The organism is Leifsonia xyli subsp. cynodontis (assembly GCF_050632205.1).
GTDB classification, from domain to species: domain Bacteria; phylum Actinomycetota; class Actinomycetes; order Actinomycetales; family Microbacteriaceae; genus Leifsonia; species Leifsonia xyli_D.
The window spans coordinates 2425758-2450276 of record NZ_CP192578.1; the positions used below are offsets into that span (position 1 = coordinate 2425758).

The 24519-nt window shown below is 70.4% G+C and carries 24 protein-coding genes, 3 tRNA genes and 1 pseudogene; 12 read left to right on the forward strand and 16 right to left on the reverse strand.

Annotation, left to right across the window (positions count from 1 at the left end):
* Positions 1 to 3 precede the first annotated feature (3 nt).
* The 3 genes from ftsH to tilS form a co-directional block, all read right to left on the reverse strand.
* Positions 4 to 2007 carry an ATP-dependent zinc metalloprotease FtsH gene (ftsH, locus tag ACQ86M_RS12030; protein WP_431218901.1) on the reverse strand — a complete coding sequence of 668 codons (2004 nt, stop codon included), beginning with the start codon at positions 2005 to 2007 and terminating at the stop codon, positions 4 to 6.
* A gap of 78 nt (positions 2008 to 2085) precedes the next feature.
* Positions 2086 to 2637 (reverse strand): hypoxanthine phosphoribosyltransferase, encoded by a 552-nt coding sequence (hpt, locus tag ACQ86M_RS12035; protein ID WP_431218902.1) that lies wholly within the window; start codon positions 2635 to 2637, stop codon positions 2086 to 2088.
* Between the two features lie 16 nt (positions 2638 to 2653).
* Entirely contained in the window at positions 2654 to 3727 is a 1074-nt protein-coding gene (tilS, locus tag ACQ86M_RS12040; protein ID WP_431245625.1) for a tRNA lysidine(34) synthetase TilS, read from the reverse strand.
* Between the two features lie 44 nt (positions 3728 to 3771).
* Here tilS and ACQ86M_RS12045 point away from each other — a divergent pair, with 44 nt between their 5' ends.
* On the forward strand, positions 3772 to 4263 hold the full coding sequence (locus tag ACQ86M_RS12045; protein ID WP_431218903.1) for an inorganic diphosphatase: 492 nt from the start codon (positions 3772 to 3774) through the stop codon (positions 4261 to 4263).
* A gap of 145 nt (positions 4264 to 4408) precedes the next feature.
* On the opposite strand, the gene ACQ86M_RS12050 is transcribed toward ACQ86M_RS12045, so the two are convergent.
* Together ACQ86M_RS12050 and ACQ86M_RS12055 are read right to left on the reverse strand one after the other, a co-directional pair.
* Complete coding sequence (locus ACQ86M_RS12050; protein ID WP_431245626.1) at positions 4409 to 5722, reverse strand: NlpC/P60 family protein; 1314 nt, start codon at positions 5720 to 5722, stop codon at positions 4409 to 4411.
* Positions 5715 to 6989: a peptidoglycan DD-metalloendopeptidase family protein gene (locus ACQ86M_RS12055; RefSeq protein ID WP_431245627.1), complete on the reverse strand. Its 1275-nt coding sequence runs from the start codon at positions 6987 to 6989 to the stop codon at positions 5715 to 5717. Before ACQ86M_RS12055 ends, ACQ86M_RS12050 begins: the two co-directional genes overlap by 8 nt.
* A 349-nt stretch (positions 6990 to 7338) precedes the next feature.
* Between ACQ86M_RS12055 and ACQ86M_RS12060 the strand changes: the two genes are divergently transcribed.
* The 3 genes from ACQ86M_RS12060 to ACQ86M_RS12070 all read left to right on the forward strand — a co-directional run bounded on the left by ACQ86M_RS12060 (position 7339) and on the right by ACQ86M_RS12070 (position 7666).
* Positions 7339 to 7411 (forward strand) — tRNA-Glu (locus ACQ86M_RS12060).
* A 42-nt stretch (positions 7412 to 7453) separates the two neighbouring features.
* Positions 7454 to 7527 (forward strand) — tRNA-Asp (locus ACQ86M_RS12065).
* Positions 7528 to 7590: 63 nt separating this feature from the next.
* Positions 7591 to 7666: transfer RNA gene (locus tag ACQ86M_RS12070), tRNA-Phe, on the forward strand.
* Between the two features lie 132 nt (positions 7667 to 7798).
* Here ACQ86M_RS12070 and ACQ86M_RS12075 read toward each other — a convergent pair.
* The gene (locus ACQ86M_RS12075; protein ID WP_431245628.1) at positions 7799 to 8950 is read right to left on the reverse strand and encodes a sensor histidine kinase; all 1152 of its coding nucleotides are present in this window, start codon (positions 8948 to 8950) and stop codon (positions 7799 to 7801) included.
* Positions 8951 to 8960: 10 nt separating this feature from the next.
* Positions 8961 to 9680, reverse strand: coding sequence for a response regulator transcription factor (locus ACQ86M_RS12080; RefSeq protein ID WP_431245629.1), 720 nt, complete (start codon positions 9678 to 9680; stop codon positions 8961 to 8963).
* Between the two features lie 122 nt (positions 9681 to 9802).
* Between ACQ86M_RS12080 and ACQ86M_RS12085 the strand changes: the two genes are divergently transcribed.
* From ACQ86M_RS12085 to ACQ86M_RS12095, 3 genes are all read left to right on the forward strand, one after another.
* A complete protein-coding gene (locus ACQ86M_RS12085; protein WP_431245630.1) occupies positions 9803 to 10468 on the forward strand; it encodes a glycosyltransferase family 2 protein in 666 nt (221 codons plus the stop codon).
* Complete coding sequence (locus ACQ86M_RS12090) at positions 10465 to 11103, forward strand: TIGR04282 family arsenosugar biosynthesis glycosyltransferase (protein ID WP_431245631.1); 639 nt, start codon at positions 10465 to 10467, stop codon at positions 11101 to 11103. The genes ACQ86M_RS12085 and ACQ86M_RS12090 overlap by 4 nt, the downstream gene beginning before the upstream one ends.
* A 136-nt stretch (positions 11104 to 11239) precedes the next feature.
* Positions 11240 to 11827: a class I SAM-dependent methyltransferase gene (locus tag ACQ86M_RS12095; RefSeq protein ID WP_431245632.1), complete on the forward strand. Its 588-nt coding sequence runs from the start codon at positions 11240 to 11242 to the stop codon at positions 11825 to 11827.
* Here the strand turns inward: ACQ86M_RS12095 and ACQ86M_RS12100 are convergent.
* Genes ACQ86M_RS12100 through ACQ86M_RS12110 form a run of 3 tightly spaced genes read right to left on the reverse strand, consistent with a single transcriptional unit; the run spans position 11790 to position 13400 of the window.
* Positions 11790 to 12221 carry a hypothetical protein gene (locus ACQ86M_RS12100; protein WP_431245633.1) on the reverse strand — a complete coding sequence of 144 codons (432 nt, stop codon included), beginning with the start codon at positions 12219 to 12221 and terminating at the stop codon, positions 11790 to 11792. The genes ACQ86M_RS12095 and ACQ86M_RS12100 overlap by 38 nt on opposite strands.
* Positions 12218 to 12832 (reverse strand): molybdopterin-dependent oxidoreductase, encoded by a 615-nt coding sequence (locus ACQ86M_RS12105; RefSeq protein WP_431218913.1) that lies wholly within the window; start codon positions 12830 to 12832, stop codon positions 12218 to 12220. Before ACQ86M_RS12105 ends, ACQ86M_RS12100 begins: the two co-directional genes overlap by 4 nt.
* The gene (locus tag ACQ86M_RS12110) at positions 12825 to 13400 is read right to left on the reverse strand and encodes a hypothetical protein (protein ID WP_431218914.1); all 576 of its coding nucleotides are present in this window, start codon (positions 13398 to 13400) and stop codon (positions 12825 to 12827) included. The genes ACQ86M_RS12105 and ACQ86M_RS12110 overlap by 8 nt, the downstream gene beginning before the upstream one ends.
* Before the next feature lie 112 nt (positions 13401 to 13512).
* On the opposite strand from ACQ86M_RS12110, the gene ACQ86M_RS12115 reads away from it, so the two are divergent.
* From ACQ86M_RS12115 to ACQ86M_RS12130, 4 genes and pseudogenes are all read left to right on the forward strand, one after another.
* Positions 13513 to 15000, forward strand: coding sequence for a glycosyltransferase 87 family protein (locus ACQ86M_RS12115; protein WP_431218915.1), 1488 nt, complete (start codon positions 13513 to 13515; stop codon positions 14998 to 15000).
* Complete coding sequence (locus ACQ86M_RS12120) at positions 14997 to 15839, forward strand: S-methyl-5'-thioadenosine phosphorylase (RefSeq protein WP_431218916.1); 843 nt, start codon at positions 14997 to 14999, stop codon at positions 15837 to 15839. Before ACQ86M_RS12115 ends, ACQ86M_RS12120 begins: the two co-directional genes overlap by 4 nt.
* Positions 15839 to 16486 (forward strand): annotated as a pseudogene (locus tag ACQ86M_RS12125) (NAD-dependent epimerase/dehydratase family protein); the annotation flags it as partial. The gene ACQ86M_RS12120 and the pseudogene ACQ86M_RS12125, both read left to right, overlap by 1 nt.
* 68 nt (positions 16487 to 16554) lie before the next feature.
* Positions 16555 to 16935, forward strand: a complete 381-nt coding sequence (locus tag ACQ86M_RS12130) for an NAD-dependent epimerase/dehydratase family protein (protein WP_431218917.1) — start codon at positions 16555 to 16557, stop codon at positions 16933 to 16935.
* A gap of 164 nt (positions 16936 to 17099) precedes the next feature.
* Here the strand turns inward: ACQ86M_RS12130 and ACQ86M_RS12135 are convergent, their stop codons facing one another.
* Together ACQ86M_RS12135 and ACQ86M_RS12140 are read right to left on the reverse strand one after the other, a co-directional pair.
* Complete coding sequence (locus ACQ86M_RS12135; RefSeq protein WP_431218918.1) at positions 17100 to 17360, reverse strand: hypothetical protein; 261 nt, start codon at positions 17358 to 17360, stop codon at positions 17100 to 17102.
* Positions 17305 to 18444: an amino acid permease gene (locus ACQ86M_RS12140; RefSeq protein ID WP_431218919.1), complete on the reverse strand. Its 1140-nt coding sequence runs from the start codon at positions 18442 to 18444 to the stop codon at positions 17305 to 17307. The genes ACQ86M_RS12135 and ACQ86M_RS12140 overlap by 56 nt, the downstream gene beginning before the upstream one ends.
* A gap of 296 nt (positions 18445 to 18740) precedes the next feature.
* Between ACQ86M_RS12140 and ACQ86M_RS12145 the strand changes: the two genes are divergently transcribed.
* Positions 18741 to 19337: a dihydrofolate reductase family protein gene (locus ACQ86M_RS12145; RefSeq protein ID WP_431245634.1), complete on the forward strand. Its 597-nt coding sequence runs from the start codon at positions 18741 to 18743 to the stop codon at positions 19335 to 19337.
* Positions 19338 to 19412: 75 nt separating this feature from the next.
* Here the strand turns inward: ACQ86M_RS12145 and ACQ86M_RS12150 are convergent, their stop codons facing one another.
* From ACQ86M_RS12150 to ACQ86M_RS12165, 4 genes are all read right to left on the reverse strand, one after another.
* A complete protein-coding gene (locus ACQ86M_RS12150; protein WP_431245635.1) occupies positions 19413 to 20471 on the reverse strand; it encodes a zinc-dependent alcohol dehydrogenase family protein in 1059 nt (352 codons plus the stop codon).
* Positions 20472 to 20563: 92 nt separating this feature from the next.
* The gene (locus tag ACQ86M_RS12155; protein ID WP_431245636.1) at positions 20564 to 20731 is read right to left on the reverse strand and encodes a hypothetical protein; all 168 of its coding nucleotides are present in this window, start codon (positions 20729 to 20731) and stop codon (positions 20564 to 20566) included.
* Entirely contained in the window at positions 20728 to 21417 is a 690-nt protein-coding gene (locus ACQ86M_RS12160) for a BON domain-containing protein (protein WP_431245637.1), read from the reverse strand. The genes ACQ86M_RS12155 and ACQ86M_RS12160 overlap by 4 nt, the downstream gene beginning before the upstream one ends.
* Positions 21418 to 21542: 125 nt before the next feature.
* A complete protein-coding gene (locus ACQ86M_RS12165) occupies positions 21543 to 24431 on the reverse strand; it encodes an alkaline phosphatase family protein (RefSeq protein ID WP_431245638.1) in 2889 nt (962 codons plus the stop codon).
* Positions 24432 to 24519 lie beyond the last annotated feature (88 nt).

Consider the following 24519-nt stretch of genomic DNA (forward strand, 5'->3'; position numbering starts at 1 on the left):
GCCCTAAGCGGTGGCCGGTCGCGGCTTGATGGCGGGCGAGCGCTTCGGCTTCGCCGCCGGCGGCTCGGAGTCGACCCCGCCGTCCACCGCGCCCGCGTCGATCGGGGCCTTCGGGAACGGGATGGGCGGAACATCCGAGATCGGGCGCTTGTCGCTGGAGAGCCACTGCGGGCGCTCCGGGAGCTTCTTCACGTCGGCGAAGATCTCGGCGATCTGGTTGTGGTCGAGGGTCTCGTGCTCGAGCAGGGCCGCGGCGAGCCGGTCGAGGACCGCGCGGTTGTCGTTGAGCACCTCCCACGCCTCGTCGTGCGCCTTCTCGATGAGCTCGCGCACCTCGGCGTCGACGCGCTCGGCGATCCGCTCGGAGTAGTCGCGCTGGTGTCCCATGTCGCGGCCGAGGAACATCTCGCCGTTCGCCTGGCCGAGCTTCACCGAGCCGATGTCGGAGCTCATGCCGTACTCGGTGACCATCTTGCGGGCGATGGACGTCGCCTTCTCGATGTCGTTGGACGCGCCGGTGGTCGGGTCGTGGAAGACGATCTCCTCCGCGACGCGGCCGCCCATGGCGTAGGCCAGCTGGTCGAGCAGCTCGTTGCGGGTGACCGAGTACTTGTCCTCCAGCGGCATGACCATCGTGTAGCCGAGGGCCCGGCCGCGCGGGAGGATGGTGATCTTCGTCACCGGGTCGGTGTGGCGCATCGCCGCGGCGGCGAGGGCGTGGCCGCCCTCGTGGTACGCCGTGATGAGCTTCTCCTGGTCCTTCATGACGCGGGTGCGCTTCTGCGGGCCGGCGATCACGCGGTCCACGGCCTCGTCGAGGGCGCGGTTGTCGATCAGCTGCGCGTTCGAGCGCGCGGTCAGCAGTGCGGCCTCGTTGAGGACGTTCGCCAGGTCGGCGCCGGTGAAGCCGGGCGTCTTGCGGGCGAGCACCTCGAGGTCGACGGAGGCCGCCAGCGGCTTGCCACGGCCGTGCACCTCGAGGATCTTCTTGCGGCCGAGCATGTCCGGCGCATCCACGCCGATCTGACGGTCGAAGCGGCCCGGGCGCAGCAGCGCGGGGTCGAGGATGTCGGGGCGGTTCGTCGCCGCGATCAGGATGACGTTGGTCTTCGGGTCGAAGCCGTCCATCTCCACCAGGAGCTGGTTCAGCGTCTGCTCGCGCTCGTCGTGCCCGCCGCCGAGGCCGGCGCCGCGGTGACGGCCGACCGCGTCGATCTCGTCGATGAAGATGATGGCCGGCGAGTTCTCCTTCGCCTGCTGGAACAGGTCGCGCACACGGCTCGCGCCGACGCCGACGAACATCTCGACGAAGTCGGAACCCGAGATCGAGTAGAACGGGACGCCCGCCTCACCCGCGACGGCGCGGGCCAGCAGCGTCTTGCCCGTACCGGGAGGGCCGTACAGCAGCACGCCCTTCGGGATGCGGGCGCCGACCGCCTGGAACTTGGCCGGCTCCTTCAGGAAGTCCTTGATCTCCTGCAGCTCTTCGATGGCCTCGTCGGATCCCGCGACGTCGTCGAAGGTGACCTTCGGGGTCTCCTTCGTGACGAGCTTCGCCCGCGACTTGCCGAACTGCATGACCTTGTTGCCGCCGCCCTGCATGCCCGAGATCATGATCCAGAAGAACACGCCGATCAGCAGCGCCGGGATGAGGAAGCCGAGGATGTTGACGAACCAGTTCGGCTGCGGCACCTCGTCGTCGTAGCCCTTGGGGAGGTCGGCGTTGTCGACCGCCTTCACCACATCTTGGCCGCGCGGCGTCACGTAGTAGAACTGCACCTGGTTGCCGAGGTTGCCGTCCGGCTCCTTGAGCGTCAGGTCGACCCGGTTCTCACCGTCAACGATCTTCGCGCTGGAGACCTTGTCTTGCGAGAGGTACTCCAGGCCCTTCTGCGTGGAGACGCTCTTGAAGCCCGACATCGTGATCAGGCTCGAGCCGATCCACACCGCGATGATCGCGAGCACGACGTACAGGATCGGGCCGCGGAAGATCTTCTTGACGTTCATGGTGCGACCACAGTACCGCCTGGGCGCTGTGGGTCGGCTGCGTGTTCGCTCTGGGCGCTCTGCGTGCGGAAGCGCCCGTCAGCTGTAGACCGCGGGGGCCAGGATGCCCACTCCGCGGAGGGTGCGATAGCGCTCGTCGTAGTCCAGTCCGTACCCCACGACGAACTGGTTCGGGATGTCGAAGCCGACGTACTGCACGTCGATCTCGACGCGCGCCGCCTCGGGCTTGCGGAGCAGGGTGAAGATCTCGATCGACGCAGGCCCGCGGCTGCGCAGGTTCGACAGCAGCCACGACAGGGTGAGGCCCGAGTCGATGATGTCCTCGACGATCAGCACGGTCTTGCCGCTGAGGTCGGTGTCCAGGTCTTTCAGGATGCGCACCACGCCGCTCGACTGCGTGCCGCTGCCGTAGGAGCTGACGGCCATCCAGTCCATCGTGACCGGGATGCGCAGCTCGCGCGACAGGTCGGCCATCACCATCACGGCGCCCTTGAGCACACCGATCAGCAGCACGTCCTTGCCGGCGTAGTCGCGCTCCACCTCGCGGGCCAGCTCGGCGATGCGGGAGCGGATCTGCTCCTCGGTGATCAGAATCTCGGTCAGGTCGGTCTCGACGTCCGTGAGTTCCATGGAGAGGCGCTGTCCTTCAGGTGGTGGGGTGGAAACTGAGCAGCCCGTTCTGCCTGACCACTCTAACGCCTGGCAGGTCGACCGGGCCCTGCCCGTGCCAGTCGGTGATGAGGGATGCGACCGCCAGCGTGTGCGCCCGGGTGAGCGAGACGCCGAACTCCGCCGCGACCACCAGGCGGATGATGCGCTGGCGCAGTGCGGCGGGGTCGGCGGCGAGGCCGCGCACGTCGAGGGCGACGGATCCGTCGTCCGCCTGGCTGACCAGCTCCTGCGCCCACTCCAGGGCGAGGCCGTCGAGCGCCTCGTCGTCCTCGCGCAGCTGCTCGGCGGTGCGGGCGAGCGCCTCGGCGACGCCCGGGCCCAGTTCGCGCTCGAGCACCGGGAGGACCGCGTTTCGCACGCGCACGCGCGTATAGGAGGGGTCGTCGTTGTGCGGGTCGTCCCACGGCTCGAGCCGGCTGTCGGCGCAGAACGCCCGGGTCTCGGCGCGACGGAGCCCGAGGAAGGGGCGCAGCAGCCGGCCGGTGTCGGGCAGCATCCCCTGCAGGCTCGACGGGCCGGAGCCGCGGGCGAGACCCAGCAGCACGGTCTCCGCCTGATCGTCGAGGGTGTGGGCGAGCAGGATGCGCTCGGCGCCGGTTCCCGAGAGCGCCCGGTGGAAGGCGGCGTGCCGCGCCGCCCGCGCGGCGCCCTCGGGACCGCCGTGCGCCGGCACCTCCACGCGCTCGATCAGCACGGGATCGAGCCCGAGGTCGGCCGCCTGCTCCGAGGCGCGCGCGGCCACCGCATCCGAGCCCGTCTGCAGCCCGTGGTCGACGATGACCGCACCGGCGCGGAAGCCGTTGCGCGGGGCCTCGAACGCGGTCGCGGCGGCGAGCGCCAGCGAGTCCGCTCCCCCACTGAGCCCCACGAGCACGAGGGCGCCCGGGGTGAGCGGCGCCGGACGTGCGGGACCGTGGTCGTCGTGCGGGTCGACGGGCGCAAGAGCGGCGGCCTCGGCGAGCGCCGTGCGGACCGCGCGGCGCGCATCCGCGATCGGCGGCGTCAGCCGCGGGCGGCGCTGCGGACCTTCGGAACCGGTGAGGGGCACCTAGTAACGTTAGTGCGGAATTCACGACCGCAAAGGAGTACGGCATGGCCGAATACGACGTCGTCATCGAGATCCCCAAGGGGAGCCGCAACAAGTACGAGGTAGACCACGAGACGGGTCGCGTGTACCTCGACCGCGTGCTGTTCACCAGCTTCGTCTACCCGACCGACTACGGCTTCTTCGAGAACACTCTCGGCGACGACGGCGACCCGCTGGACGCGCTCGTGCTGCTCGAGTACCCGGTGTTCCCGGGCGTCGGCGTCAAGGTGCGTCCGGTCGCGGTGCTCAACATGAGCGACGAGGCCGGCGGCGACGCCAAGATCATCGCCGTGCCGTACAAGGACCCGCGCTGGCAGCACATCCAGGATGTGAACGACATCCCGGAGCAGACCCGCAAGGAGATCGAGCACTTCTTCGCCCGCTACAAGGACCTCGAGCCGGGCAAGTTCGTCAACATCGAGGGCTGGGGCGACGCCGCCGAGGCCGACCGCCTCATCCAGAAGGCCATCGAGAAGCTGGCCGCCGAGGGCCACTGACCTCTCCGCCCACCTTCACGAGAACGCTCCCGATCGCCGATCGGGAGCGTTCTTCGTATCGAAGGGGATCCGGCCGTTGCACGGCCGAATCTCCCGCGGGACTGTCAATCGAAGGAGATTCGACGCCCGAACTCCTTCAGTGGGATCAGGCGCTGGGGCGCGCGACGAGGTACCAGGGGGAGCCCCAGACGGACTGGGTCTTGACGACGTCGCCCTCCGTCGGCGCGGCGATCATCATGCCGCCGCCGATGTAGATGCCCACGTGGTAGAAGTCGCCGGGAGCGTCGCCCCAGAAGATCAGGTCGCCGGGCTGCTTGTCGCTGTACGAGACCAGCTGTCCGCGGTCGGCGGCCGTGAAGTACTGGTTGTTGACCGAGTGCGAGCCGATGTAGATGCCCGCGTAGGCGTACGCCTTCATCGTCAGGCCGGAGCAGTCGTAGCCGACCGGCCCCTCGCCGCCGAAGATGTACGGCTTGCCGAGTTGGGCGCGCGCGTACGCGATCGCGGTCTGCACAGCGTTGCCGTTCGGCGGGGCCGGTGCGGGAGGCGCACTACCGCCGCCTCCGCCGGACGGCGCCGGGGCGGAGGGACCGGATGCGGCCGGTGGCGCGGCTGCTGCGGCGGCCGCAGCTGCAGCGGCTGCCGCAGCGGCCTCCGCCGCCTTGCGCGCCGCCTCCTGCTCCGCCTTGACCTTCTCGCCCTGGAGGTATGCGGCCTCCGTCTGCGCGGACGTGTTCTTCAGCGTCGCGAGCTGCGCCACCAGCTCGGTCGACTTCTGCTGCTGAGTGGCGAGCGCGGCCTGCGCCGCAGCCTGCGCATCCTGAGCCGCGGCGAGCGCCTTGTCGGCCTCGTCGGCGAGGGACGCCCGCTCCGTCTTGGCCGCCTTCGCCTGGGCGGTCAGCGCCTCGGCCGTGTTCTTGTCCTTCGTGGCCTGCTCGTAGACCGCCTTCGACTGCTCGGTGAGCTTGCTCATCGTGCCGAGCTGGAACAGCAGCTTGTCCGCGGCCGCCCCCGAGCCTCCGCCCTTGAGCATTAGGTCGGTGGTGACGTCGCCGCCGCCCGACTTGGCGAGGTGCGAGGCCAGGAGGCCCGCGCGCATCTTCGACGTCTTGGCCTTCTCAGAGGCGGTGGCCGCCTGCTTCTGCAGGTCGTTCGCCTTCTCCGTCGCCTTCTGGAGCGCATCCTTCGCCTGGAAGTACGCCTCGGCCGCCTTCTCGGAGGCGACGCGCGCCGCATCCACACTCGACTGCAGGCCGGTGATCAGCGTGGTGATGTTGTCGATCATCGCCTGCTGGTTGGCGACGTTGTTCTTCGCCTGCTGCACGTCGTTCCACGACGGGTAGTCGACCGCCTGCGCCGGGGCCACGATGCCGATGGATGCGGTGACGGCGCCCATGACGCCCGCCCCGATGGCGAGCCCCGGGCGGACCCGGCTCGTCTTCTCGTTCTCGTTAGCCAAGGGGTGCCTGCCTGTCTCTCATGAACGGGATGCCGTCGATCTTCGTTCCGTTGATCCGCACCTCGAAGTGGAGGTGGCAGCCGGTGGATGCGCCGGTCGTGCCGACGCGCGCGATGGGCTGGCCCGCACCGACGTGCTGTCCGATGCCGACGAGGATGCCGCCGTTGCGGATGTGGGCGTAGCCGGTGTCGATGGAGCCGCCGTTGTCGAGCAGCACGAAGTTGCCGTAGGAGCCGTTGGGGCCGGCGTAGATGACCGTGCCCTCGTGCGCGGCGTAGATGGGCGCGTTGCACGAGGCGCCGATGTCGATGCCGAGGTGGTAGGTGCTGCCGACGCCGCCCGGGGAGGGTCGCGCGCCGAATCCGTCGGTGATGGGTCCGCCCGCCGGGACCGCCCAGCCCTGCGGGCCGACCGTGCCGCCGGGGAGCCCCGCCGAGCCGCGCGCCGCAGCGGCCGCCGCGGCTGCCGCGACACCCGCCTCATAGCCGGCGACCGTCTTCGCGGTGCTGTCGCGGAGCGCGGCGAGCTGCGCCTGCATGACGACGATCTGCTTCTGCTGCTCGGCCAGCTTGTCCTGCGCGGCCTTGGCGGCGGCGATGGCGGCCTGCATCGCGGCCTCCGCGACGACGCGGAGCTCCTCGCGTTTGGCCTTCGCCACGTCCGCCTGCTCGGAGAGCGACTTGGCCGTGTTCTGCGCCGCCTTGGCGTCGGTGTAGACCTTGTTCGACTGCTCGACCAGCTTCGACATGCTGCCGAGGCCCGAGAGCAGCTTGTCCGGGCTGGTCGTGCCGGCGTTGTTGCCGCTGAGGAAGAGGTTCGCGGTCAGGTTGCGGCCACCCGTGCGGTAGAGCTGCGCGGCCAGCTTGCCGGCCTGCGCGCTGGCGTCGTCGGCCTTCTTCTTGCTCGCGGCGGCCTGCGACTCGAGGTCGAGCGCCTTCATCGTGGCGTCGTCGAGGTTCGCCTGCGCGACCTCCAGCTCCTCGCCGCGCTTGACGGCGGCCGCCTGCGTGTCGGCGACCTCCTGCTTGAGCTGCGAGATGAGGCCGTTGATGCGGTTCACCTGGGCGGACGCGGCGGACTCGTTGGCCTTGGCGTTCTGCACGTCCTGCCACGACGGATAGTTGTCGGCATAGGCCGGAGCGGCGACGGAGCCGACCGCGGTCACGACCGCGACGGCCAGGCCGGCGAGGGCAGCGCGGAACGCCCGGCGGCGGGGGCCGCTCGGGGAGGTCGGGGGAACCGTTCGGCTGCTCGTATCGCGTCTCATAGTGTTACCGACCCGCTCGCTTCCGCATCCACTTCGGTCGCGCAAGTCACACGGGTCCCAGAGTCAACATGCGCCACTCTAGCAACATGGGCTCCCGGCGCCTCGAGAAAAGACGCCGTGAGCGGTCGGGGACGTGCGATCGCACGGGCGGCCGGGGGACCGCCTGGCCCGCAGACTATGGGGAGTCGGCGGGCCTCGCCGGGATTTCAGGGTGGCGTTGCGCGAACCGGAAAGCGGCCACGAAACGGCGACCCGCCCGGGATCCGACCCCGATTCGCATTCTCGCCCCCGCTTCCGTATGCTTGTTCGTCGGTGGTCATCGAGGAGCGAGAGCTGCTCGGGGCGATCCGGCCCCATCGTTTAGCGGCCTAGGACGCCGCCCTTTCACGGCGGTAGCACGGGTTCGAATCCCGTTGGGGTCACGTCCAACGGTCCACTACAATTCAAAAAGCACCACAACATAAGGCCCTGTAGCGCAGTTGGTTAGCGTGCCGCCCTGTCACGGCGGAGGTCGCGGGTTCAAGTCCCGTCAGGGTCGCTACGGCGACAAGCCCTTCCCCACGGAAGGGCTTCCGTCTACGTGGGCGCGGAAGCGCCCCACGGCTCTGTAGCTCAGTTGGTAGAGCGTTCGACTGAAAATCGAAAGGTCACCGGATCGACGCCGGTCGGAGCCACCACAGAAAACCCCCGGTCCTGAGCGGAATCCGGGGGTTTTCCTTGCCTCGGCGCGGCCGGCGAGACCGCGTTTGACTACCTAGGCCGGCCGAGAGCTCTGCCACCCATGCCTGGACGTCGGCGTCCCGCACGCCCTAGGTTCCGGCGGCCGCCGTGCGGAACAGCGGCAGGCGCACATCGAACCGGCAGCCGGCTCCGGTGTTGCGGACCGAGACGTCCCCGTCGTGCGCGGTGACGATGCCCTGCACGATCGCCAGGCCCAAGCCGGCACCTCCAGACACGACTCCGGCGCGCGGGGACCGTGCGGCGCTTCCCCGCCACCCCGCCTCGAACACCTTTCCCAGGTGGTCCTCCGGGATGCCGCCACCCTCGTCCACCACGCTGAGCACGACCGACGAGCCCGCCCCCTCGCTCACCGACACGTGAATGCGGGATCCTGCTGGTGAGTGCTCGATGGCGTTGAGGAGCAGGTTGTGGATGACGCGCGACAGCTCCCGCGCGTCCCCGCACACTGTGAGGTCACCGTCCTGCGATTCGTTCAGCGAGATGGAGCGGGTGGCAGCGAGCGGCGTGAGGTCCGCGACCGCGTCGCTGACGAGGTCATAGAGCGACAGGGGTCCGAATTCGAGCTGCAGGCCTCCGGACTGGATCTTCGACAACTCGAACAGGTCGTCCACCATATGGCCGAGTGTGGCGCACTGACTGCGCAGCTGGTGGTAGTACCGCTCGGGGTCGGCGGCGATGCCGTCCTCGAGCGACTCCGCCATCGCCTGCATGGCCGCCAGAGGGGTGCGAAGGTCGTGCGAGATCCAGGCGACGAGTTCCCGTCGCGACTCGTCGAGCATCCTGACCTCTTCGCGCGATGCGGCCAGACGACGGGACATGTCGGCGAGTTCTCGGGAGAGGGCGCTGAATTCGCTGCTGTCCTGCGGCTGCGCAGCCACCACCTGGCCGTCGGCGACCGCTCGGGCGGCATCGCGGAGCGTACGGCTCGTGCGCACGAGGCCCATCCCGAGCACCGCTGCGACCCCGACGCTCACCACTGCTGCCACGCCGATCACCCAGACGAGCACCGCGAAGTCGTGAGGCGAGATGTACATGGCCCGGGCGATGGCCACGGTGCCGCCGACGATCGACGCGACGGCCGCCAGCATGACGACACCCAGGCGCACCAGGATGGACGCACGGCGCAGCAGGTGAAGCACCGCCACCGCGATCGCTGAGATCACCAGCGCCACGATCAGGCTGGTGCCGACGATCACGGCCAGGTCCGGGAGAGCGAGCATGTCCGGCTCCTCAGGCGCTCATCCGGTAGCCCACCGCCCAGACGGTGGTCAGGTGCCGGGGTTTCGTCGGGTCGTCCTCGATCTTCTCCCGAAGCCGGCGGACGTGGACGGTGACAGTGGACAGGTCGCCGAAGTCCCAGCGCCACACCTCTTTGAGAAGCTGTTCCCGGCTGAAGACCTGGTTGGGATGCTTGAGGAAGAACGCGAGCAGATCGAACTCGCGGGCGGTGAGATTCAGCGGCCGGCCGGCCTTCCGAACCGTGCGGTTGGAGGGATCGATGGCGAACGCCCCGAGGAGGAACGGCGCCTCCGGTGCGAGCTCGCCGACGCTGCGTCGCAGGATGGACTGCACGCGCAGCACCAGCTCCCGCGGCGAGAACGGCTTGGCCAGGTAGTCGTCGGCGCCCGCCTCCAGCCCTTCGATCCGGTCGTCGGTGGAGCCGAGGGCGGTCAGCATGATGATCGGAACGCTCCTGCGGCTCCGCAACCTCCTGGCGACTTCCAGTCCGTCGACGCCGGGCAGCATCCGGTCCAGCACGACCAGGTCGGGCGGCGTGCGCTCGGCCAGAGCGAGAGCTTCGAAACCATCGACCGCTTCGTCCACGATCAGACCGGCCGAGCGGAGGTAGCCGCTGGCCACCTCGCGCACGGTCGGGTCGTCCTCCACCACGAGGACCCGCCGGTCGCGCACGTCGCGCACCGACGGCGAGGCAGTGGGAAGGGTGGTCATGCGCTCAGCATAGGTCGGCAGACAGCGCGCCGGGCCGCACGGGATCCCGGCGAGCGCCACCGTCCGCGTTTCGTAAGATTCTGCCGGCGCCGCCCGGCCATCCCGGTGCGTAGCGTCGAAACGTGACCGTACCGATCGACGTCGTGTTCCCTTGTCTGAACGAAGCGGAGGCGCTGCCGGTGCTCCTGGCCGCCGTCCCTCCGCGCTACCGGGCGATCGTCGTCGACAACGGGTCGACCGATGGCAGCGCAGACGTGGCCCTCCTCGCGGGCGCCGTCGTGGTGGACGAGCCGCGCCGGGGCTACGGGGCCGCCGTCCACGCCGGCCTTGCGGCTGCGACGTCGGACCTCGTGATCGTGTGCGATGCCGACGGCACCATCGATCCTGCAGACTTCGACGCGCTGGTCACGCCGGTGCAAGTGGGCGACGTCGAGCTCGCCATCGGGCGCCGTCGTCCCGTCTCCCGAGCGGCGTGGCCGCTGCCGGCCCGGGTCGCCAACCTGGTGCTGGCCCGGATGCTGCGCTCGCGCACCGGCCTCCCCCTCCGCGACCTGGGGCCCGTGCGGGCCGCGCGGCGGGCGCCGCTGCTCGACCTCGAGGTGAGCGACCGGCGCAGCGGCTACCCGGTGGAGCTGGTGCTCCGCGCGCACGGCGCGGGCTGGCGGGTGGCGCAGGTGGAGGTCGCCTACCATCCGCGCCTCGGCCGGTCGAAGGTGACCGGGTCGCTCGGGGGCTACGTCACCGCGGTCCGCGACACCCGCCGCCGTCTCGCCGAGGTTGCGCCATGACCGCCGTCGTCGTGATCGCCAAGGAGTGCCTTCCGGGGCGCGTCAAGACGCGGCTGCAGCCGGAGTTCACCGCCGAGGAGGCCGCGGCCATCGCATCCGCCGCGCTCGTCGACACCCTGCGGGTCGCCGGCTCCCTGCCCGCGTCGCGCTTCATCCTGTACTTCGACGGCGCGGTGCCACCGCCGGAAGCCGCCGGCTGGGAGCTGTTGCCCCAGCGCGCGGGCGGTCTGGACGAGCGGATCGCGGCGCTGTTCGACATGCTGGACGAACCCGTCCTGCTGGTCGGCATGGACACGCCCCACGCCGACCCCGCCGCCCTCGCCGACGTCTTCGCGGACGACCCGGCGACGGACGCCTGGTTCGGCCCGGCGACGGACGGCGGCTTCTGGGCGCTGGCGCTGCGACGGCCCGACGGCGCCCTGGTCCGCGGCATCCCGATGTCGACCGACCGGACCGGCGCCCACCAGCTGCAGCGGCTGCGGGCCGCGGGACTCCGGGTGCGGCTGCTCCCGCCGCTGACCGACATCGACACGGCGGCGGATGTGCCGGCCGCGGCCCTCGGCGCGCCGGCCCTCGCCCGCACGCTCGCCGCCCTGCGGCCCGCCGGAGTGCTCGCACGACAGGTGCTGGTATGAGCCCGGCGCAGGGCCGGACCTCGGGCGCCCTCCTCGACTCCGGCCTCGTCGACGACGGCCCCTTCGGCGCCCAGCCGGCCGAGTTCGGGCAGGGGGCGCGGAGCCGTACGAGCTGGCGATCCGCGCCGGCGGCGGTGTGCTCACCGTGGTCGCCCGCGACGGTGGCGACGAGGATGCGTCCCCGCTCGACGTTTCCGCCTACCTGGCCTCCGCGACGGACGGCGAGCGCGACCTGCTGGCGCTGACGGACGGTCCGGTGCTCGACATCGGCTGCGGACCGGCCCGGCTGGTGCGTGCCGCCATCGAGGCGGGGAGACTCGCGCTCGGCATCGACGTCTCCCCGGCCGCGGTCGGGCACGCGCGTTCGGCGGGGCTCCCGGTGCTGCACCGCTCCGTGTTCGACCCGCTGCCCGCGGAGGGCACCTGGGGCGCTGTCGTGCTGCTCGACGGCAACGTCGGTATCGGCGGTGACCCGGTCGCCCTGCTCTCCCGAGGGTTGGAGCTCCTGCGCCCGGGCGGGCAGATGGTCGTGGAAGCGCACGCCGACCAGGAGCGCGACGCGAGCTTTCTGGCTCAGCTGGTGCATCCCGCCGGTGCCCGCAGCGCGTGGTTCCCGTGGGCCGAAGTGGGTGCGCGCGTCGTGACCGGCATCGTACGGGAGCTCGGGATGGACGCGACGACGGTCACTACCGCCGGGCGCGCATTCGTTCTCGCCACACGATGACAACGGACGTCACGATCACCGCGCATCCGGTCGCCACCCAGAGCACGGCCAGCCGGGCGCCGTAGTCGCCGGGCAGGACCGTCGGATTCCGCGGTCCGCGCGCCTGCGCGATCAGCTCGGGCACCACCATCGCGGTGAGCAGGGCGCCCACGGCCAGGCCCGCCTCCACGACTGCCACGACGGCCCTCGGCAGGCGCGTGCCGACGCGGCGCAGCAGCAGGTCGACGGCCGTCTCGAGCGGCACCAGCACCGCGTCGTGCAGAACGAGCGCCGCGGCCAGCCAGACGACCACCCCGGCGATCTGCGCGATCCGCAGGTCGACGACGAGGAACACCACGCCGGTGCCGATCAGGGCGAGGCCGAGAGCGCCGACGATCCGGCGGAAGCGCGTCATCCGGGCATCACCTCGATGGAGGCCAGCCACTTGGTCTGCAGCACGCCCGGGCGGCCGGGTGCGATCACGCGGGCCGGATACCCATGGTCGAGATCGAGCGTCTTCCCGTCGAGCGTCAGGGCCACCAGCGTGGTGGGGTCCTGCGCGAACTCCGGGCCCATCGTCGTCCTGCGGTAGGCACCCCGCGGTTGCAGGCTGCTGATCAGGATGGTGGCGCCGGCGGGCGCGCCCACGCGTGCGAGGAGATCTCGCATCCGTACACCGCCCCACTGCGCCGTCGTGCTCCAGCCCTCGACGCACGCGATGGGGAGGGTGGAGCGGGCCTGCGACAGACCCCTCAGTCGGTCGCGGTCGAACGTCTCGACGCGATCGCCGTTGCGGACCGTGAGCGCCCAATCGACCGCCTGCGCCGACGACAGCACCCCGGCCGCCTTCGCGGTCATGTTCACCGGCACCCCCTGCGGCCCTTCGCCCTGCACGCGCGGGGCGAAGAAGTTGAGCGGCGCCAGCACGCCGAACGACTGGCCGGCGGTGAGCGCCACAGCCGTCACGCCGCCGGCGGCGATCGTGCCGAGGAGCGCCCGGCGGGAGATGCCCGGCCGATCAGTCATCGGTCACGCTCCGGTCCTCGGCAGCGCTGCGGCGCGACCAGTAGCGCACGATGATCGGGAGTTTCACGGCGATGTGGAGCGCGATGGACCCGACGATCACCCAGGCGAGCGCGAAGTGCGTCTGCCGGAACGGGAACGGCCACGGGTACCACTGGTAGGTGTTGACGAGTCCGATGGCGGGCTCCAGCAGCGCGGAGGAGACGAGCAGCGCGACGGATGCGCGCTCCAGTCCCTGGCGCACGGAGGCGATCGGCGGCCACAGCAACAGCCGCGGGTACACGGTCCACAGCTTGCCGAGCAGCAGGGGGAAGATCGCGATGCCGACCGTGACGTGCAGGCCCTGGGTGAACGCGTAGAGCCACGGCCAGGTGGGGAACCGCATCCCGGGCAGCGGTTCCTGCAGGAGGTGGCTGTACAGGCCGGTGAGGAAGCACACGACGAAGGCGGAGGCCAGGAGGCGGCCGATCACGACGGTCGTCCGCGCAGTGCGCGCCGGGGCGGCGAGCAGCCCGCGAGTGCTCGCCATCCGCAGCTCGAGGGCACGGGAGACACGGCCGGTGACGGACATGCTCCGATTCTGATCGGCGGCCGGTCGTGGGGAGCGCGCCAAATCTTACGATCCCCGAACGGGAGGGCGGATCCGCCTCCGCAGCGCGCGGCGAGCGGACACACTCGGAGACGTGAAGGTGGTCGTCGTCTCCGTGCTGCTCGCTGCGCTGACTGCTGTCACGGGCGTGGCCACGGCGAGCATCGCCGGGTTCGTGCCCGGCGCCAAGCTCGCGCTCGGGATCACGGCGGGGGTCTCCTGGCTGCTCGCGGCCGCGGCGTTCCTGACGCTGCTGCGCCTGCGGGGGCGCTCGGCGATCGTGCTGGTCGTGGCCGGGTCCGCGGCGCTGGGATGCGCGGCGCTGGCGGGGCCCCCGAACCTGAGCACCGACTCGGCCCGCTACGCCTGGGACGGAATCGTGCAGGATGCTGGCATCTCCCCCTACGCGCACGTCCCGGCCGACGAGGCGCTCGACCCGTATCGCGTGCCGTGGCTGTTCCCGGCGCCGGTGCCGGCCGCCGACGGCTCGCTCCGCTGCGACGGCCCCCGCATCTCCCAGACGACGACCCTGCCGGGCGGCGACGTTCTCTGCACAGCGCTCAACCGGCCGCATGTTCCGACGATCTATCCGCCGGCAGCCGAGGCGTACTTCGCCGCTGTCCGCTCAGTCGTGCCCGTCGAGGCCGAGTACGCGCCGCTCCAGGTGACCGGCCTGCTGCTGAGCCTTGGGACCACTGTGCTGCTGGTGTTCGGGATGCGCGCCCGCGGACTCGACCCGCGCTGGGCCGCGGTGTGGGGCTGGTCGCCGTTCGTCGCGACGGAGGCGGTGACCAACTCCCACGTCGACGTGCTCGGTGTGCTGTTCATGGTCGCCGCGACGTTCGCCGCCGTCCCAATACTGGGCAGACGCCTGCGCGGCCGGGGCCGGCGGCTGAGCGGATGGTTCGGGCCGGAGGGGAGCCGGCGCCGCGCCGCGCTCGTCGGGGTGCTGGTGGGCCTGGCCGCGGCGGCGAAATTCGTGCCGGCGATCGCAGCACCTGCACTCGCCCGGCGACGTCCGGTGACCACGGTGCTCGCTGCGGTCGTCGCCTTCGCCGTGAGCTACATCCCGTATCTGGCGGTGACCGGCTGGGCTGTCATCGGCTACCTCCCCGGCTACCTCGACGAGGAGGGGTACGAGAGCGGCAGGCGCTTCGCGCTGCTCTCGCCGTTCCTCCCCGGGCTCTGGGCGACCGGGGCGGCGGCGGTGCTCGTGCTGGGGGCGCTGATACTCGGATGGCGCAGCGCCGATCCGCGAGCGCCTTGGCACGCTCAGGTGGTCTCGGTGGGGGCGGTCCTGCTGATCACGAGTCCCAGCTACCCCTGGTACGCGCTCATCCTCATCCCGTTCATCGCGTTGAGCCGGCGCTGGGAGTGGCTGGTGGTGCCGATCGCGCTCATGGTGAAGTCGCTCGGCCCGTCGCACATGGCCGCGACCCTTGTCATCGCCGCGGCCGCCGTCGTGGCGGCGACCGTGACGATCGTGCGCTGGCGGCGAACCCGCCCACCGGTCCGAACCGCGCCCATCCTGAACCCCGCCGCGCATCCCCGGCCGGCGCCCAGCCGAGAGGAGACATCATGACCGGAGCCGAGATCGCTGTCATCGGAGGGTCGGGCCTCTACCGGCTGTTCGACGACGGTGCCGACATCGAGGCCGTCACGCTCGACACGCCCTACGGACCGCCCTCGGGTCCGATCCGCATCGGCGAGGCGGCAGGCCGCCGGGTCGCGTTCCTGGCCCGGCACGGCGAAGACCACGCCCTCGCACCGCACCGCATCCCCTACCGCGCGAACATCTGGGCGCTCGCCGCGCTGGGCGTGCGCGCCGTCATCACCTCCTCGGCGGTGGGCGGCCTGTCGGAGCGCGCCCGTCCGGGATCGTTCGTCGTGCCGGACCAGCTCATCGACCGCACCAGCGGCCGTCCTGACACCTACTTCGATGAGGGCGACGTGCAGCACCTCGCGGCGGCCGAACCGTTCGATCCCGTGCTGCGGGATGCGGCGACCCGGGCGCTGACGGGGCTCGGCGAGGACGTCGTCCCGGAGGGCACGACCGTGGTCATTCAGGGACCCCGGTTCTCGACGAGAGCCGAGTCGGCCTGGTTCCGCTCAGCCGGCGCCGACATCGTCAACATGACGCAGTACCCGGAGGCGGTGCTCGCCGCCGAGCTCGGCCTCGGGCTCGTGACCATCTGTTTCGTGACCGACACCGACGCCGGCACAGCCGCCGGCGACACCGTAGACGCCGCGGACGCGGCGCTCGTGCTGGAGCGCATGGCCCAGGCCGGTCCCCGCATCCGGGCGGCCATCGCGGCAACCATCGCCGCCGTGCCAGCCGCCTACCGGCCACGGACGCTGATCCCCGCGGACGCTGTGCGCCGGGTGCTTTCCGCTCCCCTCTCCACGGGTGGCGCCGGATGATGCACCTCATCGTGACGGGCGGCCTCGGCTTCATCGGGTCGCACGTGGTGGAGGCGGCCGCCGGCCGCGGCTGGCGGGTGACGGTCGTCGACTCGTTGCGCCCGGACGTTCATGCGACCGCCGAGGTACCCGGCTGGTTCACCAGCCTCGGAGGCGAGGTCGACCTCGTCGTCGCCGATGCCGGCGCGATCCCCGAGGCGCTGCTGCGATCCGCCGACGCCGTCTGCCACCAGGCAGCGAAGGTCGGGCTCGGTGTCGACTTCGGCGACGCGCCCGACTACGTCGAATCGAACATCGGTGTAACCGCCAGGTTGCTTGCCGGGATGGCCGTGGCCGGCCCGACGCGACTCGTCCTGGCGTCATCGATGGTGGTGTACGGCGAGGGCCTCTACCGCGACGGCGACGCAGTGGTCCAGCCTCCCCCGCGCGCCGTCGACGACCTGCGCGCGGGCCGGTTCGACCCGCTCGACCGGGAAGGTCGCCCACTCCAGCCGTTGCTGATCGGCGAGGACGATCCGACCGAGCCCCGCAATGTGTACGCCGTCAGCAAACTCGCCCAGGAGCAGCTGGCCCGCTCGTGGGCGCGGTCGACCGGCGGCCGCACTGTCGCGTTGCGGTACCACAACGTCTTCGGTGCCCGGATGCCGAGCGGCACGCCGTACGCGGGTGTCGCCTCCCTGTTCCGGTCCCGGCTGGACGAGGGCCTGGCCCCCTCGTGTTCGAGGACGGCAGGCAGCGCCGCGACTTCGTCGATGTCACCGATGTGGCCGCCGCGAACATCCGCGCGATCGAGTGGCTGGAGACTCGAGCGGACGGCGCCGCGCACGCGTACAACGTCGGCAGCGGTACCGTGCGCACGATCGGCGAGTTCGCCTCGGCGATCGCCGGCGCCCTCGCCGGCCCCGCGCCGGTGGTCACGGGCGACTTCCGCCTCGGTGACGTGCGCCACATCACCGCCTCGTCCGAACGGATAGCCGCCGACCTGGGATGGCGCGCGCAGCGCCCCTGGCGGGATGCCGTCCGCGACTTCACGGCGGCGCCGATGCGGCCGCGAGTGACGGCCTCCGACCTGCCGCGCGGGCAGGCGGCCGGCTAGCGTGGACTTGCCCGCACCGTTCAAGCCGGCAAGCGCGTGGACTTCTCCCGGCGCCACCGCCAGATCGATGGAGCGGATGGCCGCTCCCCCGGCGAACGACCGGTTCACTCCGGCCAGCACCAGTCCGGGGAGAGGGGAGGCGCGGAGGCAGCGGGCACCATGGCTCACTCCTCCTGTTCGGATTCGGCGGCAACGTTGCGGATACCCGCAGGACGCCCGTTGCGAATCCACAGCAGAAACAGCCCGGCAGCGATCAGCAGCGCGACGGCGAGGCTGACGATCGGTGTCCCGCGGGACAGGTTGGCGACCAGGGTGAACGCCACGACGAGAGCGCCGAGCGCGTTGAGCAGGAGGGAGCCGATGCGTCGTTCACGCCAGGAGAACCGCGCCATCGCCAGCAGGCCCGCCAGGAAGCTGAGGAACACCGACACGGCATAGAAGAGCACCAGCTCCTGATCGTTCCCACCGGCCACGGCAGTCACGGCACCGGCGAGCAGCAGAAAGACCAGCACCCCCAGTACGGCGTGTGGTGACGGTTCGTCCGGCCGAGCGCTGCCGGAAGGATCCCCAGGCTTCCCCGCCCGCTGCGCGGTCGCCGGCCAGCGCTTTGAGGAGACCGGGTCCGGCCTGGAACGAGGAGCTCGCGGCAGACAGCAGCAGCAGTGCCGTGACCAGCTGGAACGCGGCGAACAGCGGCGCCGGAGCCGCGACTCGCGCCAGCTCGGCGATCTGGGTGGATTCGGCAGGCGGAATGCCGATCCGCAGGCGGGTCGCCTCCGCCGCGAGCCCCAACGTGATCGTTCCGACGACGACCAGGGTCAACACCAGCGTGACCTGCCCGAACCGGCGACGCCCGTCGTCGTCCAACTGGCCGAGCTGCGCGATCGCCGACGAGGGAGCCTCCACGCCGGTCGCCAACGCCATAGCGACCGGGAACGCGAGGATGACCGCCAACGGAGCGCCGCGACCCGCAGACTCCGTGATCGTTCCCGTCGGATCCGGCTGCGCCCAGAGCCCGAACACGAGGACCGCGACCGCCACCACGATGAACGCCATCGTCAGGACCGCGAACAGAAGCCGGCCGAGATGCCCGAACCACGTCAAGCCCCCGACCACGACCACCAGACCGAGCGCGAGGGGCAGGCGGTACGGAGCCAGCACCGGGGCGTAGGCGATCACCGCTGAGGCTCCCGCCGACGCACTGATGGCGATGGTGAGCACGAAGTCGACCACCAGCGCCCCCACCGGCACGAACGACCATCCGTCACCGAACGCCTCGCCGACGGCGGCCGACGCACCACCGCCCTGCGGATAGCGGGCGACCAGCTGACGATAATTGACGATCACCAGCGCGATGATCGCGACGACCAGAGCCATCGTCGGCAGCAGCAGCGCCAGGTCGCCGTTCAACGCACGCAACGCGGCCTCGACCGCGTACGCCACCGATGACACCGGGTCGGCCATCACGGCGAACGCGAACGCGACCAGCAGCAGAGGGCCTGAATGCAAGCGTCCGGACGGCGCTCGACCAGCCGTGCTCAGCGCCGACTCACGAGTGGGCATGGTGTGTTCTCCATCCGATCGAAATCCGGACGAGCCCGAGGGTCACGGGTTCATCCGCCGACCAGACTTCCCGGCACACCAACGCACAGCATATGCCCGCTCGAGACGCTGCGGCGTATTCGTCTGCTCAGCGCGGAGCGTCCGGTCGCAGCTCGGATCAGCCGGATGGACCTCCATCGGGGCGGGCTGGCACAGTGGACCCAGCTGCCGATGCTCGCCGTGCCGAAGGAAAGGAACGCGTCATGAAACTCACCATCAGCCTGCAGGTCACCGTCGACGGCGTCGCCCAGGCGAACGGTGGCAACAACGAGGAGATGGACCCCGGCTTCACCCGCGGCGGATGGGCGACCGGTGTCGGCGACCCCGAGTGCGCCGACTACATCCTCGACATCTGGCGACGTCCCGACGCGTTCCTGCTCGGGCGCAAGACGTTCGACCTGTTCGAGACGTACTGGGGCGCGCGCCGAGACGATGGCGGTTTCGGGCAGGCCATCAGTTCCAGACCCAAGTACGTCGTGTCGAACACCCTGACCGACCCGGCCTGGGAGCACTCGACCGTGATCGCGGGAGACCTCGCAGCGGAGATCCGTGCACTCAAGTCCGGTTCCGAGGGGGAGCTCCTCCTCGTCGGCAGCGTCGCCCTCGCGCGCCGGCTTCTGGAAGACGAGCTGGTGGACGAGCTCAACCTGATCCAGTTCCCGGTCATCGTGGGCCAGGGCGAACCGTTCCTCCCCCGCGAGGGCCGCGACTTCGCCCTGGACCTGCACGACTCGCGCATCTTCGCCAGCGGGATCGTGGCTCTGACCTACCGCGTCGGCGGGCGCCCGCGGTACGCATAAAGGCGGGGCCCCGCCCGTGCGGTCAGCCCGGTCAGGGGGCGCCGCCCCGCCGCTCGGGCGCATTCCCCGGCGTCATCACCCCGCCTGGATGAGCACCTTGAGGGCATCGTGCTCGGCCGCGTTCCCGAACACCTCGTAGGCCTCGTCCAGCTGATCGAAGCGGAAGCGGTGCGTGACGAACTTGTCCGCGGGTAGGCGATGCTGGCTGACCAGCTTCAGCAGCATCCCGAGCGTGTCGGTGTTCACGAGGCCCGTCGTGATGTGGAGGTTGCGGATCCACAGCTTGTTCAGCGCGAGCTCGACCGGCTTGCCGTGCACGCCGATGTTGGCGACGTGGCCGCCGGGCCGGGCGATGTCGACCGCCATCGTGAACGTCTGCGGGATGCCGACCGCCTCGATCGCCACGTCGACGCCGTCCCCGTCGGTGAGGGCGAGCACCTGCTCCTTCCAGACCGCCTGACCGGAGTTGACTGTGTCGGTAGCGCCGAAGTCCGCGGCGCGGGCGAGCCGGGCGTCGTCCAGGTCGACGGCGATGACCTTGGACGGACCGTACAGCTGGGCCGTCATCACCGCCGCGAGTCCCACCGGGCCGGCCCCGACCACGGCGACCACGTCGCCGGGCTGGACGTGCCCGTAGCGCACTCCGATCTCGAACCCGGTCGGCAGAATGTCGGAGAGCAGGATCCCCTCGGCGTCGGTGACGCCTTCCGGGACCTTGTACACGGAGTTCTCGGCGAACGGGACGCGGACGTATTCGGCCTGCGTGCCGTCGATCATGTAGCCGAAGATCCACCCGATCCCCGGGATGCCCTCCGGATTCAGGCAGTGACTGTAGAGGCCCTTGCGGCAGTTCGAGCACACTCCGCAGGAGCTGACGCAGGCCAGGATGACGCGATCGCCGACGGAGAGCTGGGTCACCCCCGATCCGATCTCCGTGATGACGCCGATGCCCTCGTGGCCGAGGATGCGGCCCTTCGCCACCTCGGGCACGTCCCCCTTGAGGATGTGGAGGTCGGTGCCGCAGATCGTCGTGGCCACCATCTTCACGATCACGTCCGTCGGGTGCTGGATCACGGGGTCCGGCACCTCGGTCCAGCTCTTCTCCCCGGGGCCGTTGTACACGAGAGCCTTCATTTCTCATCCTCCAGTCGCATGGGCGCATCCGCCACTGGGCAGTCAACCGGCGCCGAGGGGATGCGGTCAGGGCAGAAGGTCCCGAGTGTTGCTCAGGAGACGCCGAAGACGCGGAGGACCATCCCGATCTGGTGGCCGAACAGGGTCGACACGAGCACCAAGGTTCCCAGTGCGACCGCGAAGAGCAGCACCGCCCAGGCGACCGTCACGCCGGCCATCTCCAGGAAGGCGCCGGTCCGTACCGGTCGATGCATGCTCATCGGCCGTCACCGAGGTGCACGACGAGCAGGTTGTGGACCTGCGTCACGTTCGGCGACGACCAGGCGCTCAGTTCGGCCTCGTGCTTCTCGATCCAGGAGCGGACGGACCCGCTGAGGGTCAACTCCGTCCCCTCGACGGTGACCACGATGTTGCGTGCATCCAACGCGGCGTTCCGGATGATCGCCTCTCGCACCCGATGCTCGACGTCGTGCGCGTCCGGGCGTCCCGTCAACTGGATCCGGTTGTCGACGGCGTGCACGCCCTCGATGCGCCGGACCGCCTTCGCCGCAGCCGAGCGCTGGTAGTCCCAGTCGACCAGGCCGCTCAGGATCACCCGGTGACCCTGCACCTCGAGATGGATGCGATCCTGGGGAACGCGCGACGTCCACCGCAGCACTTCGTCGACCGCCTTGGCGAGCTCCAGACCTTCCGGCTCGCCCTCGACGTGACGCAGGCGGAGCTCGTCGTTGACCGCGCGCACGCCGACCACGCGCTGGGCAGCGGTGACCGCGGTCAGACGTTCGCTGAGCGAGCCGACCTCACCGCTCAGCGTGACAACGCCGCCGTCGACGGCGACACCGATATGTGCGGGTTCCTCCAGGCCGGCCTGCCAACCCAGTTCGGACTGGACATCGTGACGCACCTTCAGGTCTTCCGCGGAATGCGTGCCCGTCTTCGTATCCATACTGCAAGGGTCGGACTCGGAGCGACCGCGGAGAGGGGCGAAAGTCCCCCGATCGGCCGAGGACGCCCCCATCCGGTGGGATGAGGGCGTCCCGGTCCCGGCCTCAGAGCCGGGATGCGCGACCGCTATTGGTCGTCGTGGTCCGTCGACCCCGGTGCGATTCCGGGGACCTCGTCCGGACCGTAGATCTTCGCGTCACCCGGGTAGGCCGAGGTCCAGTGGTGGGTCTGGTACCAGGTCCACCGGTTCATCAGCTCCGGGTTGTCGTAGTCCGGGATGGCCGGGTGGCCCGCGGTGCCGGTGAAGTGCTGCTTGCCCGCCCACTTCTGCCACTTCGCCGCCACGGCCTTCTCGGAATCGGGGATCGCCGACTCCTTCGCGGCCTGGGCGTTGATCGCATCGGCCTCAGCACCGGTCTTCCCGAGGGTGTCGTACCCGCAGGCGGGCTTGGTCACCACGCCCTCGGTCAGCGGCACCTGGTTGGCGACCGAGGTGTACGGCGTCAGGTCCGGCTTGTTCGTGAACGCGTCCGTCATCGGCGTCGCCGCGGCGAGCTTCTGGTTCAGCGGCTGCGCACCGAGGATCTGCTCGATGGTGCGGACCATGTTGATCTGCGAGTAGAACGTGCTCACCGTCTTGCCGTGCACCGCGTACGGGCTGATGACCTGGATGGGCGCGCGGTGTCCGTCGACGTGGTCCGCCGAGTCCTGGCTGTCGTCCTCCGCGACGAAGATCGCGGAGTCCTTCCAGTACTGCGAGTGCGAGATCTCGTCGACGATCTTGCCGAGAGCGAGGTCGTTGTCCGCGACCATCGCCTTCGGGTCGGCGGTGCCGCCGGTGTGGTCGCTCGACAGCCACACCATGTTGAAGTTGGACGGGCCGTTCTTCTCGAAGTCCTGCTTCCAGGTCTCGTAGCGGTAGATGTCGGGCACGGCCAGGTCGAACGGCGCCGCGTTCGGGTCCGAGATGGCGTTCAGCGACGGGATGACCGAGCTCGAGTTCCACTTGATGGACGGGTCGAACAGCTGGGCGGGCGATCCGCCGGCCATCACATCCTGAGCGGCGCAGTAGTACTGCTGCCAGGTGGCGCCGGCCGGCTTGCCCTCGCCGTACTCGAACTCGCCGAAGTTCTTCGCCGACTTGCCCGCGGCCTGGACCGAGTTCCACAGGAAGCCGGAGCGCTGGTGGCCGAGCACATCCTCTTCGGTGTCGTACGAGCGGGTGTACTCGCCGACGCTGGTCTCCGTGTACGCCGGGTTGTCGCCCTGCATCAGCCAGTTGTGGCCCTCGGCGGAGTTCGTGCCGATGTCGTACGTGTTGTCGAACAGCCCGAACTGCGACGCGAGAGCGTGCTGGTTGGGAGTCACCGTCTGGCCGAACTGGGTGAGCGACGGGTCGCCGTCACCCTGCTTCATGTCGCCGAAGAGCTGGTCGTAGCCGCGGTTCTCCTTGACGACGAGGAACACGTGCTTGATCGGGGATGCGTCTCCGATCCGCTTCGGGATGGCGTTGACGGGCTGGTCCTCGCCCTGCGCCTGCTTCACCGACGAGCCGTTCCAGCCGTTCTGGGCGAACACCGCCGCCGTGTACTTCTGGATGTCCTTGTCGCTCGGGAGCGCGAACTTCGTGAGCGAGGCGGTAGTCGAGTGGGTGCCGTGCCCGGTCACCACGGGGACGCCCGCTCCCTTGTCGACCGTGACACCCGGGCCGCGCGCGTCGATGCCGCGCGTGTTGGTGACGACGATGCCGCCCTTCACCGCCGCGACGTTCTCCGGGAAGTAGTCCGTCGGCAGGAGGCCGATGAAGCTCGCCGGGTCGCGCGGGTCCTTCCGGTCGATCTTGTAGACCGCGATGGCGTTCGCGCGGCCCAGGGACACGAGCAGGCGATCCCCCTGCTGCGTGATGCCGGTCGGCTGGTAGCCGGTCGTCGAGGAGGCCCACGGCTGGGTGGCGAAGGTCTGGACGACCGCGTTCGAGCGCGTGTCGACGACCGAGACGGTGTCGCTGTTCGTGTTGGCCACGTACAGCGTCGTTCCATCGAGGTGAAGCGCGGTCGGGTGCAGCTGGACTGGGATGGACGCGGCCGGGCTCGCCGGGTTCGCGGTGTCGATCACGCTGAGGCTGCCGGTCGTGCTCGTGCCGAGGTTCGTGTCCGCCGGTACGGCGGTGCCGTACGAGTCCATCGTCGTGTCGCCCGCGACGGCCTGGCGGCCTCCCTCGTTCGACACGTAGAGGTGCGAGCCGACGAAGGTCAGCTGCCGCGGTGCGATCCCGACCGCGAAGGTCCGGGTGATGGTGCCGGCCGCCGGGTCGATCGCGACGACGGTGTTCTGGCCGTTGACGGCCGCATACAGCGTGGACCCGTCGGGCGAGAACGCCATCCCCGCGGTCAGCGCCTCCTGACCGGCGGCGGAGTTCGGGATGACGATCTTGGTGCCGGCACCGAGCGAGCCGTCGGCGTTGAACGGATAGCGGATGATCCCGGTCGCGACGGGCTCGAACAGGAACTTCCCGTCGGGCGAGAACGCCGGCCCCTCCTGGCCGACGGTGCCGTCGGAGATCGGGAGGTACTTCATCGAGCCGTATCCGGCGTTGGAGGCAGCGGTGGCGAACGCCGTCGCCGCGAGAGTCCCCGCGGCCGCGACGGGCTTGTAGGAGTCGAGGTCGAACACCTGCAGGTCGACGGAGCGGTCCGCGCTCGTGCCCGCGAGGTAGCGGCCGTCGGGGCTGACGGTCGATCCCATCAGCTTGCCGAACGGCGTCATCAGGCGGCTGCCGAGGGGCTGGATCAGCTGGTTGGCCGAGACCTGCTCGCCACCCGGGTAGTCCTGGCCGACCTGATGCTGTCCGAGTGCGATCGTGGAGGCTGCGGCGATGCCGCCGCCGAGGAGGGCGAGCGCGCAGGTCGTCGCGGTGATCGCGAGGACACGCTGCCCGGTGGTGAGGGAGGAGAACCGGCTCCTGCCGGTCTTCTCGCGTCGTGGTCTGTCCGGTCGAAGGGTCTTGCCGTGCATTCTGACGAACCTTTCCAGGAGGAGATGCGGCCGGTCGGGGCCGCACTCACGACCCTGGTTGACCCTCAACAAGGGGTCAACCAAACGG

What these genes read in the sequence shown, in the direction of transcription:
- hpt (WP_431218902.1), bottom strand. Translation starts at nt 2,637, where the DNA reads ATGGAACTCACGGACGTCGAGACCGACCTGACCGAGATTCTGATCACC.
- ACQ86M_RS12075 (WP_431245628.1), bottom strand. Translation starts at nt 8,950, where the DNA reads ATGCTCGCTCTCCCGGACCTGGCCGTGATCGTCGGCACCAGCCTGATC.
- ftsH (WP_431218901.1), bottom strand. Translation starts at nt 2,007, where the DNA reads ATGAACGTCAAGAAGATCTTCCGCGGCCCGATCCTGTACGTCGTGCTC.
- ACQ86M_RS12110 (WP_431218914.1), bottom strand. Translation starts at nt 13,400, where the DNA reads ATGTCCGTCACCGGCCGTGTCTCCCGTGCCCTCGAGCTGCGGATGGCG.
- ACQ86M_RS12055 (WP_431245627.1), bottom strand. Translation starts at nt 6,989, where the DNA reads ATGAGACGCGATACGAGCAGCCGAACGGTTCCCCCGACCTCCCCGAGC.
- ACQ86M_RS12120 (WP_431218916.1), top strand. Translation starts at nt 14,997, where the DNA reads ATGACCGGAGCCGAGATCGCTGTCATCGGAGGGTCGGGCCTCTACCGG.
- ACQ86M_RS12165 (WP_431245638.1), bottom strand. Translation starts at nt 24,431, where the DNA reads ATGCACGGCAAGACCCTTCGACCGGACAGACCACGACGCGAGAAGACC.
- ACQ86M_RS12150 (WP_431245635.1), bottom strand. Translation starts at nt 20,471, where the DNA reads ATGAAGGCTCTCGTGTACAACGGCCCCGGGGAGAAGAGCTGGACCGAG.
- ACQ86M_RS12105 (WP_431218913.1), bottom strand. Translation starts at nt 12,832, where the DNA reads ATGACTGATCGGCCGGGCATCTCCCGCCGGGCGCTCCTCGGCACGATC.
- ACQ86M_RS12100 (WP_431245633.1), bottom strand. Translation starts at nt 12,221, where the DNA reads ATGACGCGCTTCCGCCGGATCGTCGGCGCTCTCGGCCTCGCCCTGATC.
- ACQ86M_RS12155 (WP_431245636.1), bottom strand. Translation starts at nt 20,731, where the DNA reads ATGAGCATGCATCGACCGGTACGGACCGGCGCCTTCCTGGAGATGGCC.
- ACQ86M_RS12160 (WP_431245637.1), bottom strand. Translation starts at nt 21,417, where the DNA reads ATGGATACGAAGACGGGCACGCATTCCGCGGAAGACCTGAAGGTGCGT.
- ACQ86M_RS12080 (WP_431245629.1), bottom strand. Translation starts at nt 9,680, where the DNA reads ATGACCACCCTTCCCACTGCCTCGCCGTCGGTGCGCGACGTGCGCGAC.
- ACQ86M_RS12045 (WP_431218903.1), top strand. Translation starts at nt 3,772, where the DNA reads ATGGCCGAATACGACGTCGTCATCGAGATCCCCAAGGGGAGCCGCAAC.
- ACQ86M_RS12145 (WP_431245634.1), top strand. Translation starts at nt 18,741, where the DNA reads ATGAAACTCACCATCAGCCTGCAGGTCACCGTCGACGGCGTCGCCCAG.
- ACQ86M_RS12090 (WP_431245631.1), top strand. Translation starts at nt 10,465, where the DNA reads ATGACCGCCGTCGTCGTGATCGCCAAGGAGTGCCTTCCGGGGCGCGTC.